The 15,548-nt window shown below is 73.2% G+C and carries 11 protein-coding genes; 6 read left to right on the forward strand and 5 right to left on the reverse strand.

Features of this window, described 5'->3' with window-relative positions:
- Window positions 1-39: 39 nt before the first annotated feature.
- Both AB0H71_RS12120 and eccCa read right to left on the reverse strand, forming a co-directional pair.
- A complete protein-coding gene (locus tag AB0H71_RS12120; RefSeq protein WP_357018638.1) occupies window positions 40-1,401 on the reverse strand; it encodes a type VII secretion-associated protein in 1,362 nt (453 codons plus the stop codon).
- Window positions 1,398-5,432 (reverse strand): type VII secretion protein EccCa, encoded by a 4,035-nt coding sequence (gene eccCa / locus AB0H71_RS12125; protein WP_357018641.1) that lies wholly within the window; start codon window positions 5,430-5,432, stop codon window positions 1,398-1,400. Before eccCa ends, AB0H71_RS12120 begins: the two co-directional genes overlap by 4 nt.
- A 157-nt stretch (window positions 5,433-5,589) precedes the next feature.
- Here eccCa and eccD point away from each other — a divergent pair, with 157 nt between their 5' ends.
- The 3 genes from eccD (at window position 5,590) to AB0H71_RS12140 (ending at window position 9,358) form a co-directional block, all read left to right on the forward strand.
- A complete protein-coding gene (gene eccD / locus AB0H71_RS12130; RefSeq protein WP_357018643.1) occupies window positions 5,590-7,080 on the forward strand; it encodes a type VII secretion integral membrane protein EccD in 1,491 nt (496 codons plus the stop codon).
- Window positions 7,081-7,106: 26 nt separating this feature from the next.
- Entirely contained in the window at window positions 7,107-8,483 is a 1,377-nt protein-coding gene (gene mycP / locus AB0H71_RS12135; protein WP_357020333.1) for a type VII secretion-associated serine protease mycosin, read from the forward strand.
- 92 nt (window positions 8,484-8,575) lie between these two features.
- Window positions 8,576-9,358, forward strand: coding sequence for an ion channel (locus tag AB0H71_RS12140; protein WP_357018646.1), 783 nt, complete (start codon window positions 8,576-8,578; stop codon window positions 9,356-9,358).
- A 76-nt stretch (window positions 9,359-9,434) separates the two neighbouring features.
- Here the strand turns inward: AB0H71_RS12140 and eccB are convergent, their stop codons facing one another.
- Window positions 9,435-10,910 carry a type VII secretion protein EccB gene (eccB, locus tag AB0H71_RS12145; RefSeq protein WP_357018649.1) on the reverse strand — a complete coding sequence of 492 codons (1,476 nt, stop codon included), beginning with the start codon at window positions 10,908-10,910 and terminating at the stop codon, window positions 9,435-9,437.
- 114 nt (window positions 10,911-11,024) lie between these two features.
- Here eccB and eccE point away from each other — a divergent pair, with 114 nt between their 5' ends.
- Window positions 11,025-12,668: a type VII secretion protein EccE gene (eccE, locus tag AB0H71_RS12150; RefSeq protein ID WP_357018651.1), complete on the forward strand. Its 1,644-nt coding sequence runs from the start codon at window positions 11,025-11,027 to the stop codon at window positions 12,666-12,668.
- A 3-nt stretch (window positions 12,669-12,671) separates the two neighbouring features.
- Here eccE and AB0H71_RS12155 read toward each other — a convergent pair whose 3' ends face one another.
- Together AB0H71_RS12155 and AB0H71_RS12160 are read right to left on the reverse strand one after the other, a co-directional pair.
- Window positions 12,672-13,238, reverse strand: a complete 567-nt coding sequence (locus tag AB0H71_RS12155) for an NAD(P)H-dependent oxidoreductase (RefSeq protein WP_357018653.1) — start codon at window positions 13,236-13,238, stop codon at window positions 12,672-12,674.
- Window positions 13,235-14,044 carry an S-methyl-5'-thioadenosine phosphorylase gene (locus AB0H71_RS12160; RefSeq protein WP_357018656.1) on the reverse strand — a complete coding sequence of 270 codons (810 nt, stop codon included), beginning with the start codon at window positions 14,042-14,044 and terminating at the stop codon, window positions 13,235-13,237. The genes AB0H71_RS12155 and AB0H71_RS12160 overlap by 4 nt, the downstream gene beginning before the upstream one ends.
- 167 nt (window positions 14,045-14,211) lie before the next feature.
- Between AB0H71_RS12160 and AB0H71_RS12165 the strand changes: the two genes are divergently transcribed.
- Together AB0H71_RS12165 and AB0H71_RS12170 are read left to right on the forward strand one after the other, a co-directional pair.
- Entirely contained in the window at window positions 14,212-15,117 is a 906-nt protein-coding gene (locus tag AB0H71_RS12165; protein ID WP_357020335.1) for a DMT family transporter, read from the forward strand.
- A 43-nt stretch (window positions 15,118-15,160) separates the two neighbouring features.
- Entirely contained in the window at window positions 15,161-15,475 is a 315-nt protein-coding gene (locus AB0H71_RS12170) for a metal-sensitive transcriptional regulator (RefSeq protein ID WP_067646709.1), read from the forward strand.
- Window positions 15,476-15,548: the final 73 nt, after the last annotated feature.

A 15,548-nucleotide genomic window follows, 5' to 3' on the forward strand; every position in this document is an offset into this window, starting at 1 on the left:
CTCATCGGTTCCCATGTTCTCCCCCCGGTTCCGACACCGTCAGGGACGAACGGTCAGTGACCGCGCCACTTCTTCGCATGCGGCCCGAACTGTGTCCCACCTCCCCCTGTCGTACTGACACCCGATGCCAACCTGGACACCGCGGTCGACGATGACGTGCCACCCGACTTCGGACCCATCCCCCGGAAACTCGTCGTAGGCGAGGCCAGGGCGGTCACCGAGCACGACGTCTCGTTGCACGTTACCGAATCGGCCGGGTTCGGCGCGAGAGATCTTCGATTGCAGGTCACGTGCGACCTCCTCGGCACCGGCGCCGGCGGCGAGCACGGACTGGGTGACGGTGATCCTGGCGCGTGCGCCGGAATCCGGTGTGAGCACGAGCCGTTCCGGGTCGGCGGCGGCCGCGGGGTGCCAGCCGGGCGGGACGGTGACGGTGAGGCGGCCCCCTTCGGCCGTGGTCGCCGGCGCCGGGGTGACGGGGCGGGAGGCGCCGGGGAGGGCGGGGCTGTCGGCGACCGAGCCGTCGGCGGGGGCGCGCAGCAGGGTGACGCCGGCGATCGCGGCGGCCGCGGCCAGCGCGACGAAGACCACCGCGGCGCCGATGACCAGCGGGGAGCGGCGGCGCGGCGGCTGTCTGCGGGCCCTGAGGGCGGCGCCGACGGTCGCCTGCACGTCCATCGCCTGCCTGCCGGGGAGGGCGGGGCCGCGGCCGGGGGTGGCGCGGCGGGTGTCGGACCAGACCGCCTTGGCGATCTCGCGGCCGGAGAGCGCGATCACCTCGGGGACGAAGGCGGGGGTTGCCAGGTGCTGGCGGAGCAGGTCGCCCACCTCGGGGTCGGCGGCGCCGACCACGAGCACGGCGTGCGGGGCGTGGTCGCCGAGCACGCGGTCGGCGAGTTCGGCCAATCGCTCGGCGGTCGCCGGGGCGGGGGCGGCGTCGCCGGCGCCGAGCGTCGGCTCGTGTTCGCAGGCGACGACGGTGGATTCGACGCCGTCGCAGTCGACCAGCGCGACGGTGCAGGAGAGCGCGGCGAACTCGACGACGAGCACGCTGGCCCTGGTGAGCGCCCGGCTGCGCAGGTAGTGCTCGGCCGCGACGTGCGCGGTCGGCACGGCGGCGACCTCGGCGGCGACCTCGGGCAGCAGGCCGCTCAGCGCGTGGCCGAGCGCGGGGGCGCCCCAGCGGGTGGGGTGCGCCACCGCGACCGCTTCGATGGGCAGCGCCATGCCGCGGCGCTCGGCGTCCCGGCGCAGCTCACCGGCGAGCGGGCCGCCGCGGCTGCCCGCGGGCGCGGGCAGCCCGTCCAGCGTGACGTTCCACTCCACGGCGCCGCGCGGGTCGGGGCCGACCACGGCGTGCAGGTCGTCACCGTCGATGTGCAGTGCGACCGTCGGGCTCATCGGTCCCGGCTCCAGGCGGCCTGGAAGAGGCCGGTGCCGGAGCGGCCGACCAGCGTGCCGCGGCCGGGCGGCTGCTCGCTCGGGCGCACGGTGCCGAAGAGCTGGCCCTCGTCCCGGTTGCCGCTCATGATCAGGCCGGTGGTGCCGACGTCCTTCATCCGCGAGATCACCGGTTCGAAGAGCGAGCGCGAGGCGCCGCCCGCGCGGCGCGCCAGCACCAGGTGGAAGCCGATGTCCTTGGCGTGCGCCAGGTACTCCACGATCGGCGCCAGCGGGCTGCCCGACGAGGTGACCACCAGGTCGTAGTCGTCCACCACCAGGAACAGCTCGGGGCCGGTCCACCAGGAGCGGTCGCGCAGCTGCTGCTGGGTGACGTCCGGGCCCGGCATCCGGCTCTTCAGGATCTTGGCCAGCTCGCCGGACATGCCCGTGAGCATGGCCTCGGACGGCGCGTACCCGGCCAGGTGCTCGCCGTCGACCAGGCCGAGCATGGTGCGCCGGTAGTCGCCGAGGATGATCTTCGCCTGCACCGGCGCGTTCGACTCGACCACGCCCTGGCAGATCACCCGGAGCAGGTTGGTCTTGCCGCACTCGCTGTCGCCGAAGACCAGGAAGTGCGGCTGCTCGCCGAAGTCGAGGAAGACCGGCGCCAGCTCGGACTCGTTCAGCCCGATGGGGATCCGCAGGTTGGTGCCCTGCTGCTCCGGGGTGCGGGGCCAGCCGGGCAGCGCGCGGACCAGGTCGTCGCGGTCGAACCGCTCCGGCAGCATGCGCACCCGCGGCGCGGGGCGGCCCGGGTTGCGCGCGGCGATCCGCTCGACCGCGGCGGCGACGCCGGGGCCGAGGTCGTCGCTGGCCGGGCTGCCGTCGATCCGGGGCAGCGCGGTGAGCATGTGCAGCCCCTCCGGCGTCATGCCGCGCCCCGGCCTGCCCTGCGGGACCAGCGCGGCCAGCTTGCGGCCGAAGTCGGAGTCCATGGGGTCGCCGAGCCGCAGCTCGATCCGGGTGCCGATCTGGTCCTTGAGCGCGGGCCGCGCCTCCATCCAGCGGGAGAGCGTGACCACCACGTGCACGCCGTAGGAGAGCCCCTGCCCGGCCAGGTTCATCACCACCTGCTCCAGCGCCTCGAAATCCTGGCGGATCGAGCCGAAGCCGTCGATGACGAGGAAGACGTCGCCGAAGGCGTCGTCGTGCGCCCCGGCCGCGGCCGGGCTGCTGGCCGGATCCATGGCGCGCAGCCGCCGGTACTCGGTCATGGACTCGATGCCGAGCTGCCGGAAGCGCAGTTCGCGGTGCCGGACGATGGTGGTCATCTCGGCGACGGTGCGCCGCACCTTGTCCACGTCGAGCCGGCCGGCGACCGAGCCGACGTGCGGCAGCCCCTGCAGGCCGGTGAGCGTGCCGCCGCCGAAGTCGAGGCAGTAGAACTGCACCTGCTCGGCGGTGTGGGTGAGCGCGAGCGCCATGATCATGGCGCGCACCGCGGTCGACTTGCCGGACTGCGGGCCGCCGACCACCGCGACATTGCCGCGGGCGCCGGAGAGGTCGATGAGGAACGGGTCGCGGCGCTGGTCGTAGGGGCGGTCGACGATGCCGATCGGCGCCCGCAGCGAGGCCACCGCGGAGTACTCGCCGGTGAGGATCGAGCGCGGCACCAGCTGGTCGAGGGTGGGCGCCGCGTCCAGCGGCGGCAGCCAGATCTCGTGCGCTGGCCTGCCGTGGCCGCTGATCCGGGAGACCAGCATCTCCAGGTCGGAGAGGCGCTCGCCCTCCTCGCCGGGCTCCGGATCGGCGTTCACCCGCACCGGCAGCGGAATCCGGTCCACCGGGCGGAAGTCGACGTGCGCGGCGGTGAACTGCCGCGCGGTGACGTCGATATCGCCGCCCGCGACCCCCGCCTGGGTGACCTCGCGCTGCGGGCCGCCGCCGACGTACGGGCCGGAGACGTAGCTGGCCTGGAAGCGCTGGATCTCGCCGGAGTCGGCCTTGAGGTAGCCGCCGCCGGGGTTGTTCGGCAGGTTGTAGGCGTCCGGGACGCCGAGCACCTGGCGGGACTCGTTGGCGGAGAAGGTCTTCAGCCCGATGCGGTAGGAGAGGTGGCTCTCCAGCCCCTTGAGCTTGCCCTCCTCCAGCCGCTGCGAGGCGAGCAGCAGGTGCACGTGCAGCGAGCGGCCGAGCCGGCCGATCATGACGAAGAGCTCGGCGAAGTCCGGGTGCTGGGTGAGCAGCTCGGAGAACTCGTCGAGGACGACGAAGAGCGCGGGCAGCGGGTCCAGGTCGGCACCCGCGGCCCTGGCCTTCTCGTACTCGGAGACATTGACGAAGTTGCCCGCGGCGCGCAGCACCTCCTGGCGGCGGTTCATCTCACCGGCCAGCGCGTCCTTCATGCGGTCGACGAGGTCGGCCTCCTCCTCGAGGTTGGTGATGACCGCCGCGACGTGCGGCACGCCGTCCAGCCCGAGGAAGGTGGCGCCGCCCTTGAAGTCGACCAGCACCAGGTTCAGCTGGTCCGGGGAGTGCGTAGCGAGCAGGGAGAGCACCAGGGTGCGCAGGAACTCGGACTTGCCGGAGCCGGTGGCGCCGATGCAGAGGCCGTGCGGGCCCATGCCGTTCTCCGCGGCCTCCTTGATGTCCAGCTCCACCGGCAGCCCGTCGGCGCCGATGCCGAAGGGCACCCGCAGCCGCTCCCGGCCGTAGCGCGGGCGCCACGCCTGCTCGGGGTTGAAGGCGCCGAGATCGCCGAGGCTCATGAGCTGCGACCAGCTGGAGATGGCCTCGGTGTCGTCCACCTCCACATCGCTGCTGCGCTGAGTGGCGGCCCGGTACGGCGCCAGCCTGCGCGCGACCTGCTGCGCCTGCTGCACGCTGATCCGGTCGATCAGGGCGAAGCGCTCCTGGTTGCCGGTGGCGCCGCGGCCGGTGCACTCGCCGTTCTCCACGATCATCTTGATGCCGCGGGAGACCGCGAGCCGCGGCGCGTAACCGCACAGGTCGATGAGCGTGACGCCCTCGTACCCGGATTCGCGCAGCTGCTCCTCCTCGGCCTCCAGCAGCCCGCCGTCCACCACCAGCACGATGTGCACCATGTTCGGGTTGGCCGGCTGGTTGCGCGAGTAGCGCACCCGGTTCGCGAGCAGCGGCTGCAGCCCGGCGGTGGCCTCCCGGATGGAGCCGAAGAACATGCGCTGGGTGCCGATGCCGTCCTGCGCGTCCGGGTGCTGGGTGTGCGGGAGCCACTTGGTCCACTCCCACTCGCGCGCGGTGTCCGGGCCCGCGACGATGGCGACGAGTACCTGGTCGGGGGCCTGGAACATGGCCAGCTGCACCAGCATCGCGCGGGTCATGTCCCTGGCCTCGGCGCGGTCGCCGTCCAGGGCGATAGTGGCGAAGCCCTTGACCGCGATGGCGGTGGGCAGGTCGGGCACGGTGGAGTGGGCCCGGACGAAGCGGCGCAGCGAGACCGCAGCGATCGGCTCCAGCTCCTCCACCGGGCCGGTCTCCGGCGCGACCAGCCGGGTGGCCAGCCGCTGCCCGCCGAGCCCGATCCTGGCGTGGCAGAAGTCCTTGTCCCCCGCGCGCCGCTCCCACATGCGGCTGGTGCCTGCCAGCATCCAGACCAGCTCGGGCTCCGGGTGGCTCCACTCCACGGCGGCGCGCTGCTGCGCCGCGGTGTCGTTGACGTCCCGGCGCACCTGGTCGAGGTAGCGCAGGTAGTCCTTGCGGTCCTCGTTCGCCTCGGCCGCCTTCTGGCCCTTGCCACCCCCCTGGCCGGCGAACATGCCCGCCATCGAGAGCAGCATCATGAGCGGGAACATCAGGCTCATGGGGTTCGAGGCGATGCCGCCGCCCTGCGTGAAGAGCAGCGCCATCATGCCGACCATGCCGATCACCATGACCACCGGCATCAGCTTGAGCAGCAGGTTTCCCGGTGTGACGCGGGGGATCTCGGGCGGCGGCTGCAGCGTGACCTCGCCGCCGGGAGTTCGTGGCATCTCGCGGCGGGCACGCCGCTGGAACCTGACCGTGCTCATCGACTGCGTCCCCCATCTTCGCCCGCCGCGGCAGAGCCTCGTCTGGAGGCCACGGCTGACATGTCGTACAGTTCGCTCAGCATTCTGCTGGGCGGAGGGTGGGTTCGCAAGCTGCTGCCCGGGGGCCTTCCCCAGCGTGTGGCCTGCGGAAACACCTGTGGATAAGAAGTTGGGGGACAGCGTGACGCACGCGCGGCTCGGACACATCGACGAGGACTCCTCGCGCGGCATCGTGCGCGCGCCCGACCTCGCGCGGGTCACCATCCTGGCCAAGCACACCCAGGTCGACATGGCGATTCCCGTCGATGTCCCGGTGGCGCTTGTCATCCCGAGCGTGGTCGACATGGTCGCACAGCACAGCCGCAGCAATGAATTCGACAACGAGGGCGAGCGCTTCGAGCCCGCCGAGTGGGTGCTGGCCCGGATCGGCCACCCGCCCTTCTCCAACTCGCTGAGCCTGGGCGAGCACGGGGTGCGCGACGGCGAGCTGCTCATGCTGGAGAGCGCCTCGCAGACCGCGCCGACCCCGCTCTTCGACGACATCATGTACAACGTCGCGATCGCCGACGCGAACCACTTCCGCGGCTGGACCCCGCGCACCGCCCGGCTCACCGGCTCGGTGCTCGCGGCGCTGACCATGCTGGTCGGCTGCCTCGGGCTGCTGCTCGCGCCGGACGCCATGCCGGTCTGGGTGAGCGGCTCGATCGCGCTGGTGGTGGCGGTCGTGCTGGTGGTGGCGGGCATGGTGCTGAGCCGGATGTACGGCGACACCGCGGCCGCGCTGGTCATCGCGGGCTGTGCGCTGCCGCCCGCGTTCAGCGCGGGGATGCTCTACGTGCCCGACCACTACGGCTGGGCGCACGTGCTGCTCGGCTCGGTGCTGCTCGGGGCCACCGCGGTGCTGGCCTGGCGGGTCACCGGGGTCGGGCTCGGGCTGTTCATCGGGGCGGCGACGCTGGCGGTGTTCACCGCGCCCGCCGCGATGGTGGGGCTGCTCACCGAGCATCCGGTGCGGGCCATCGGGGCGGTGCTCGCCGCGGCCGCGCTCGGCGGGCTCTCGCTGGCGCCGCGGGTCTCCATGCTGCTCGCCAAGCTGCCGCTGCCGCCGGTGCCGTCGCCCGGCACCCCGATCGACCCCACCGAGGACGACCCGGACGATCACCGCGCGCTGCCGACCATGGAGGTGCTGCGCGCCAAGTCGGAGCGGGCCAGGATGTACCTGGCCGGGCTGGTCACCGCGACCACGCTGGTCACGGTGGCGGGGGCGCTGGCGGCGGCCGATCCGGAGGCGGAGACGCCGTACTGGCAGGGGATCGCGCTCGCGCTGGTCTGCGCGGTGGTGCTGGCCTTCCGCAGCCGCACCTACGCCGGGGCCGAGCAGGCGGTGGTGCTGATCGCGGGCGGTGCCGGGATCGCGCTGGCCATGCTGGCCGGGATGGCGATCGAGATGGAGCAGCCGCTGGTCGTCTTCGGGGCGGCCATGCTGCTGCTGGTCGCGGCGCTGGTGCTGGGCATGGTGGTGCCGAACCAGACGGCGACGCCGCCCATGCGGCGCGCGGTGGAGTTGCTGGAGTACGCCTTCGTGGCCGCGGTGCTGCCGCTGGTCTTCTGGGTGGCGGAGCTCTACGCCCTCGTCCGCGGGCTGTGAACGGAGTGCGGCGCCTCGCGGCGTTGGTGGCGGTTCTCGGGGTCGCCGCCGGGCTCTCCGCCGGACCGGCGCTGGCCGACAACCGGCCGCCGATCGTGGACCCGGGGGCACTGCCCGCCGGAGACCCGGCCGCACCGCCGGGCAAGACCGAGCGCCCGGCGAACGCCGCCTGCTACAGCACCCAGCAGGGCGGGGACGGCCCGACGGTGCCGCCCACCCAGCGCGCGCTCGACCTGGACCGGGCCTGGCAGTTCTCGCGCGGCGCGGGCCAGGTGGTCGCGGTGATCGACACCGGCGTCTCCGCACACCCGCGGCTGCCCAACCTGACCCCGCTCGGCGATTTCGTCGCCGCGGGCGGCAACGGCAGCGAGGACTGCGACGCGCACGGCACCGTCGTCGCCGGCATCATCGGCGCCAGCAGGCTGCCGGGCCAGGGCTTCTCGGGGGTGGCGCCGGAGGCCCAGCTGCTCAGCATCAGGCAGACCAGCGCGCTCTACCAGGAGGAGGGCGCGGGCCGGAACAAGGGCCCGGACGACATGCCGGACGGCTACGGCAAGGTCTCCGCCCTGGCCTCGGCGGTGCGCAGGGCCGCCGACGCGGGCGCCACCGTCATCAATATCTCGCTGGTGGCCTGCCCCACCGAGAAGCCGGAGAGCCGCGAGTTCGCCGCGCTCGGCGCCGCCGTGCGCTACGCCGCGCTGGAGCGCGACGTCGTGATCGTCACCTCGGCGGGCAATACCGACGCCTGCAAGTCGAGCAACCCCGGGCTGGACCCGCTCAACCCCGGCGCCGACCCGTGGACCCGGGTCACCTCCTTCGTCGCGCCCGCCTGGTTCGACCAGTACGTGCTCTCGGTCGGCTCGATCGACGCCACCGGCGCGCCGTCGGCGTTCACCGTGCCCGGCCCGTGGGTCGGGGTGGCGGCGCCCGGCGAGAACGTGGTCTCGCTGGACGCCCGCGCCGGCGGCACCTCCAACGGCAAGTACACCAACCAGGGGCAGTACACCGCGTACAGCGGCACCAGCTTCGCCGCGCCGTACGTCTCCGGGGTGGCCGCGCTGGTGCGCGCCCGCTTCCCCGAGCTGAGCAGCGCCGAGGTCATCCGGCGGATCCAGGCCACCGCGCACGCCCCGGCCGAGGGGTGGAATCCGTACGTCGGGTACGGCGCCGTCGACCCGGTCGCGGCGCTCACCAACGAGGTGCCCTCCGCGCTCCCGGCCAAGGTGCCGAGCGCGGCGGTGAGCATCCAGCTCGCGGTGCCCGCGCCCGCGGCGGAGCCGGACGACACCGCGCGCAATGTCGCGCTGATCGGCACCGCCGTGATCGTCGGCGCGGGGGTGCTCGGCTACCTTGCCTCCTTCCCGCTCCGCCGCCGCTTCGGCGTGCACGAGGACGCGACCTGAACCACCGGGTGCGACCGGTCCGTACGGTGTAGCGTCGGCGCTCGGCGCCGCGAAACCTACGGTGACCACGTCCGATCGAACCGGGTGCAGCCATGACGAGCGTGACCGCGGTACCGAGCCGCCGGGAGGCATGGGAGCGCGCGACCAATGTGCCGATGCTGCTGCTCGCCGTGCTCTTCCTCGGCGTCTACGCCTGGTACGTGCTCGACACCGGCGCCTCGCCGCACCTGGACACCTGGCTGGCCCGGGTCGACCTGGTGATCTGGGCCGCCTTCGCCGGCGACTTCCTCGTCCGCATCGCGCTCTCCCGCGACCGCTGGCGCTTCCTGCGCACGCACCCGCTGGAGCTGCTGATCGTGCTGGTGCCGCCGTTCCGCCCGCTGCGGCTGGTGCGCGCGGCGCTGCTCATGCTCGGCACGCTGAACCGGACGCGGCTGACCCGCTTCCGGCTCTCCATCTACGTCGGGACCAGCTCGGTGCTGGTGATCCTGCTGTGCAGCCTGGCCTTCTTCGACGCCGAGTACGGCGCGCCGGAGGCCAAGATCCAGAACTACGGGGACGCGCTGTGGTGGGCATCGGTCACGGTGACGACGGTCGGCTACGGCGACTACTACCCGGTGACGCCCGAGGGCAGGCTCGTCGCGCTGCTCCTCATGACCTTCGGCATCGGGTTGATCGGCTTCGCCATCGGCACCACGACGAGCTGGGTCTTCGACCAGCTCAAGGCGGTCGAGGCGAGTACGGATGAGGCCGAGCGGCAGCTCGGCACGCTGCTCGACGAGGTCAGGGCGCTGCGCGCCGAGGTCGCCGAGCTGCGCGGTGCTCCTGAGGCGAACAGCCAGCCCGCCACGGCGGATCCCCGCCCGACCGGCTGACGCCTGGCTCGGAGCCGGACGGACCCGCCGCCGGGCGGACACGGGGTCAACCCGGCACCCAGCTGCCCGGCGAACGTCAGCGCTCGGTCGCCACCGGTTTGGCGGCGGGCGACGGGTCGGGGGCGACGCCGTCGTGGGCGACCATCGCCTCCTCGCGGCCGAGGCTCGGGCCCGCGGCGAGCAGCCCGACGATGGGCCAGGGGGCGGGCTCGGCGGGGACGTTCTCGAAGCCGAGCGCCTTGGCCGCCTCCGCGTTCTTGATGCCGTACCTGACCCCGGTGTCGCCGACGTAGAACAGGCTGTCCCGGCGGCTGCTGTCCGGCTCGATGCCGGTGCTCTGCACGTAGGCGCCGGTGCTCGGCTTCAGGTAGACGGCGTCGGCATTCGGGCCGGAGCCGTCGGCCTGGGCCAGCGGGACGGTGCGGGCGTCGTCGGGCAGCGGGAGGTCGACGCCGGTGAGCACCTCGAGTTCGGCGCGGCGCGCGCCGTCCTCATTGCCCGCGGCGGCGGCGATGGGGCGCCAGGTGAGGCAGCTGACCGGGCGGTCCTTCGGCTGGACCAGGGCCGGGGCGCTCTGCGGGTAGTCGTCGACCCGGAGCGCGGTGGACACCTTCGCATCGCTGCGCATGCTCTGCGGGATCGTCGCGGCGGCGCCGGAACCCGGAATCGAGTTCCGGATGATGTCTGCCGTGAGCGGCGAGATCCCCTGCAACCCGTCGCCCAGCACCACGTAGTGCGCCTCGGTCGTGGACAGCTGCACCACATCGCCGATCCGATGGCCGTCCACCGGATAACCGGGAGCCTCGCCGACACGATCGATCTGGGGCACCACCAGCGGCAGCACCTCGGGCACGGCATTCAGCAGCCCGTCGCTGACCGGCCGCGGCGTCGCCCCGGTGATCCCGAGCGCGTCGGTAACCGCCCGCGAGGTCATGTCGACCCGCGCCCGCTTCCCGTCGTAGATCAGGTACGCCGAGTCCCGCCCCTGCACCAGCAGCGCCCGCTCACCGGGCAGCGCATCCGCCTTCGCCCCGGTATCCGGCTCGCCGACCAGCACCGACGTGCTCAGATCGCTCCCGCCGTCCATCCGGAGCTGATCGCAGACGGTCCAGGCGCGCCCGGCGCCCTTCTTGTCGTAGAGCAGCGCCGCGGGCGCGCCGGGAATCCCGATGAGCTGCCCGCGCGGCTTCTTGCCGAGCTCGGACTCCTTGACGATGGCCGGCTTGGCCGCCTCCCCCGCGGCCAGCCGCGCCGAGGCCAGGTTCAGCGCCGGGTGCACGGTGTCGCCGATGACCACGTAGACCCCGCCGGACTCCTTGCCGATCAGGATGGTGTTGCTGCCGATCTTGTCCTGCGGCCGCAGCAGCGCGAGCACCCCGCAACCGGCCAGCACCACCAGTGCGAGCACCAGCCCGACGGCGTACGCGCGGGACTGCGATTTCATCGGATCGTGCAGCATGCGGACATCGCGCCGGACCAGCGCGTGCTCCATCCGCCGGACCAGGAAGCGGTACCCGCTCACCTGCCAGCGGGTGGTTGGCTTCGATGGCATGGTTCCTCCCCCGAACGGTGCTCCTACCCGCGCAACACAGTACAGTTCGCGGAGACTGCTTTTCAGTTCGGCCAGCGGAAACAGGCCGACACCGGTGTTGCATGGGGGACGACGATGGCCGAACCTGTCGGCGCGGGCCCACGCCCGTTGCTCGGACGGATATCACTGCAGAATCTGCTGGTCGCGCAGATCATCGGGCTGGGGGCCGGGCTGATCGCGCTGACCATCGGACTCGGGGGGCTGCCCGCGCTCGGCATCGTCATCGCCGCCGCCGTGCTCCCGCTCCTCCCCGTCGCCAAACACACCGTGCTGGACTGGATCTCGACCGCGTGGGGGTACGTCACCCGGCGCGGCTACGAGCTCGGCGACACCGTGGATTTCCGCGGCCCGGACGGCCGCTCGCACGGGCTGTACTGGGACGGCAGCCGGGTGGTGACGGTGGTCGAGGTGCTGCCCCCGCTCGGCGGGCTGACCCGGATCGCCCGCACCACCGTGCACGCCTCGCACCTGCTGCCGCTGCCCGAGCTGGCGCAGTGCCTGAACCAGCACGACATCCTGCTCAGCGGGATCGACATCATCAGCCACGGGCACCGCAGCCGCTCCGGCACCCCGGCGGGCGCCATCTACGAATCGCTGCTCGGCCCGCTGCCCGCGACCGCGCACCGGGCGGTCTGGCTGGCCATCGCCTTCGACGCGGTGCGCTGTCCCGGCGCCGCCGAGCGGCGCGGCGGCGGCAACGGCGGCGCGGCGCGCGCCGTCACCATCGCGACCCAGCGCATCGTGCGCGCGCTGGAGGACGCCGACTGCGCGGCCCGCATCCTCACCGCCTCCGAGATCCGCGCCGCCGTGGTCCAGGTGACCGGCGGCTACGACCCGCGCGAGCTGACCCACCGCTGGCGCTACGCCGAGATCGGCAATGCGGTGAACATCGGCACCGCGGTCGACCCGCGGCGGCTCGGCTCCGACCTGCTCGCCCAGCTCTGGGTGGCGCCGTCGCGCGGGACCACGGTCGCGGTCCGGCTGCGGCCCGGCAGCAATGCCGAGTCGGTGAGCATCGGCGCGGCCTGGCGGCTCTCGGCCCGCGAGCTGCCGGAGAAGCCCAAGCTCTCCGGCATGGTCTCGATGAACGGCAGGCACCGGGACGCGCTGCTCGCGCACCTGCCGCTGGCCGTGCCCGGGGTGGACGAGACGGTGCCGATGGCCGAGTACCCGATCGAGGTGCTCGGCGCGCTGCACCTGCCTTCCGCCGGCTGCGGGCAGCTGATCGGCTCGGACGAGGAGGGCAACGGCGTCGCCATGCGGCTCATCGGCAGCGGCATCTCCACCGTCTACCTGGCCGGGGAGCTGTACCTGGCGCAGCAGCTGGTGTTCCGGGCGCTGGCGGTCGGCGAGCGCATCCTGATCCGCACCGATCGCCCGCACGCCTGGGAGAACCTGGTGACCACGATCGGCAACCCGGAGCGGCTCGGCATCGCGGTCGAGACGCACCAGTCGGACGCCGATTTCACCGCCGCGGTGGTGGACGGCGTGCTCGCGCCGCCGCCGCACGCCGGCGTCACCACCATCTACGTCACCGGCGACCCGTCGGCCTGGCCCGCCACCAGGCCGGACCTCTCGCTGCACCAGCCCGGCGCCATCGGCAACCACGTCATCCTGCGGACCGGCACCGCGCAGGCGCACCTGACGCTGGTCTCCATCCCGCGCGAGTCGACCTACATCGGGCAGCCGCGCGGCCGCCGCGCCCTGGCAAACCAGTAGCGCTCAGCCCGGGTACGGGCCGGCATCCCGCGCGGCGCGCAGGGCAACACCCCACCAGGCCAGTTGCGCCAGCATGCGGGCCGCGCCGTCGATGGCCGCGCCGTCGGCGGTCTCGCCCGCGGCGTCGAACTGCCGCTTGGCCCGGTGGAGGCTCACCGACTCCCGCACCGACACCATGTGCAGCTCCGCCACCACCTGCCGCAGCTGCTCGACCGCGCGCAACCCGCCCGAGACGCCGCCGTAGGAGACGAAGCCGACCGGCTTGCCACGCCACTCGTGCTTGGCCGAGTCGATGGCGGTCTTCAGAGCGGCCGGGTAGCCGTGGTTGTACTCGGAGGTGACGAACACAAAGGCGTCGGCCGCGGCCAGCCTGCGCCGGAAGGCGCGCACCGCGTCGTTCTCGGCGAGGTCGAGCGGCAGCGGGAACTCCGCGAGGTCGATCGCGCCGGTGTCGAAGCGGGGATCGGCCCCGGCCGTCCGCAGGAACCACTCCGCCACGGTCGGCGCGAAGCGGCCCGCGCGCACGCTGCCGACGATCACCTCCAGCCGCAGCGGCGGCGCGCCGGTCACGGCAGCTCGAAGGGGAGCCGGACGCCGTCGTGCACCCGGCAGCGCGGGCAGGTCTCGGTGCCGTCGGTGACCGCCACCGCGCGCCGGACCAGCTCCTTGAACGGCACCAGGTTGCGCTCGAATTCGGCGAAGACGTCGATCGCGTGCACGCCGTCGCCCTCCTCCAGCCCGGCGTCCAGGTCGGTCACCAGCGCCACGGCGGCGTAGCACATCTCCAGTTCGCGGGCGAGCACCGATTCCGGGTAGCCGGTCATGTTGACCAGGTCCCAGCCCTGCGCGGCGAACCAGCGGCTCTCGGCGCGGGTGGAGAAGCGGGTGCCCTGCACCACCACCATGGTGCCGCCGGATTTCAGCGGCAGCGCCTCGAACTCGGACTTCGCCACGGCCGCGCGCAGCTCGTCGCAGTACGGGTCGGCGAAGGAGACGTGCACGCCGCCGCCGTCGAAGTAGGTCTGCTCGCGGCCCGAGGTGCGATCCACCAGCTGGTCCGGCACCGCGACGGTGCCCGGCCCCCAGTCGGCGCGCAGGCTGCCCACCGCGCACGGGGCGAAGATCCGGCGCACGCCGAGCGCGCGCAGCGCCCACAGATTGGCCCGGTACGGCAGGGTGTGCGGCGCGAACTCGTGCTTCTTCCCGTGCCGCGGCAGGAAGGCGACCGGCCTGCCCGCCACCTCGCCGACCGCGATCGGCGCGCTCGGGGCGCCGTACGGCGTCTGCACCTCGTGCTCCTCGGCGGCGCCGTCGAAGAAGTCGTAGAACCCACTGCCACCGATAACGGCGAGGGCCGGCCTGCGGTCCGAAGTCATGGCTCGATTCTCCGGGGGCCGCGCCCGCGATGGGCAGCCGGGGTGTTGTCGCTGAGGGCGGACTTCCCGGCCGGGGCCCGAGCATGCGCGGGCAACCGAGGGGCGGATCGGCACATCACATCCCTACCGATCCGGCGAGCGCGGGGCGCGGCAGGATGGGCGGTGTGATGTCGCGGGCGGCGCTCGGCGTGTGGTTGACGGTGGCCTCCGGGCTGGCCTTCGCGGCGTCCGGGCCGCTGGTGAAGGCGGTGCTCGGGGCGGGCTGGTCGGCGGGGGCGGTGCTCGCGGTGCGGCTCACCGGGGCGGCGGCGGTCATGCTGCTGCTCGCGGTCTTCGCCGATCCGCGGGGGCTGTGGGCGGGCCGCGCGGAGCTGTGCACCGTCGTGCCGTTCGGCGTCGTCGGGGTGGCCGGGGTGCAGGCGTCGTTCTTTCTCTCGCTGGCGACGCTGCAGGTGGCGGTGACGCTCATGATCCAGTTCCTGGCGCCGGTGGTGGTGATCGCCTGGCACTGGGTGGTCGGGCGCAGGCGGCCGAGCACCGGAACGCTGCTCGGCGCGGCGGTGACGCTGGCCGGTGCGGCGCTGGTGGTCCAGGTGTTCGAGGCGGCGAGCCCGGACCCGGCCGGGCTGGCCTGGGCCGGGCTCTCCATGATCGGCAACGCGGTCTTCTTCCTGCTCTCCGAGCGCAGCTCGGCCCGGCTGAGCCCGGTCGCGCTGCTCGGCTCCGGGCTCTCCGTGGCGGCGCTGACCACCTGGCTGCTGGCCGGGATCGGCGCACTGCCGCTGGGCGTCGGGGGCGGCACCGCGCTCATGGACCACCGCGAGCTGCCGGTGCCGCTCGCGCTCACCCTGCTGGTGCTGGTGAGCACGGTGCTCGCCTACCTGTGCGGGGTCGCCGGCGCCGCCCGGCTCGGCTCCACGCTCATGTCGCTGGTGCTGCTGAGCGAGGTGCTCTTCGCGGTCGGGCTCTCCTGGCTGCTGCTCGGCGAGGCGGTGACGCCGCTGCAGCTGGTGGGATCGGTGCTGGTGGTGGCCGGTCTCGCGGTGGCGAACCGGGCCACCGAGCGGCCCTGACTGCTGTACCCTTGGGGGGTATCGAAACAGATGAGGAGGGCCGGTGACCGACCCCAGCCACGAGCACGACCACGCCGGGCACGGCTACATCACCGCGAAGGACGACTACCTCAAGCGGCTGCGCCGCATCGAGGGGCAGGCGCGCGGGTTGCAGCGCATGGTCGAGGAGGAGAAGTACTGCATCGACATCCTCACCCAGGTCTCGGCCATGACGAAGGCACTGCAGGCGGTCGCGGTCGGCCTGCTGGAGGACCACATCAGCCACTGCGTGGTCGACGCCGCCGTCGCCGGTGGGCCCGAGGCGGAGGCGAAGATCAAGGAGGCCACGGAGGCCATCGCCCGCCTCGTCCGCTCCTGAGCCGGACGGACGCCATTTGCAGCTCGGCCCGGCGGGGTCGGACCGCGAACTCGGCGCAGAAATCAGTCGAGCC

Origin of the sequence: Nocardia sp. NPDC050697 (assembly GCF_040654395.1) — a bacterium.
Taxonomy (GTDB): domain Bacteria; phylum Actinomycetota; class Actinomycetes; order Mycobacteriales; family Mycobacteriaceae; genus Nocardia.

Bases quoted from the DNA above. Each gene is read 5' to 3' on its own strand.
- AB0H71_RS12120 (WP_357018638.1), bottom strand. From the start codon at position 1,401: ATGAGCCCGACGGTCGCACTGCACATCGACGGTGACGACCTGCACGCC.
- eccCa (WP_357018641.1), bottom strand. From the start codon at position 5,432: ATGAGCACGGTCAGGTTCCAGCGGCGTGCCCGCCGCGAGATGCCACGA.
- AB0H71_RS12140 (WP_357018646.1), top strand. From the start codon at position 8,576: ATGACGAGCGTGACCGCGGTACCGAGCCGCCGGGAGGCATGGGAGCGC.
- eccB (WP_357018649.1), bottom strand. From the start codon at position 10,910: ATGCCATCGAAGCCAACCACCCGCTGGCAGGTGAGCGGGTACCGCTTC.
- eccE (WP_357018651.1), top strand. From the start codon at position 11,025: ATGGCCGAACCTGTCGGCGCGGGCCCACGCCCGTTGCTCGGACGGATA.
- AB0H71_RS12160 (WP_357018656.1), bottom strand. From the start codon at position 14,044: ATGACTTCGGACCGCAGGCCGGCCCTCGCCGTTATCGGTGGCAGTGGG.
- AB0H71_RS12165 (WP_357020335.1), top strand. From the start codon at position 14,212: ATGTCGCGGGCGGCGCTCGGCGTGTGGTTGACGGTGGCCTCCGGGCTG.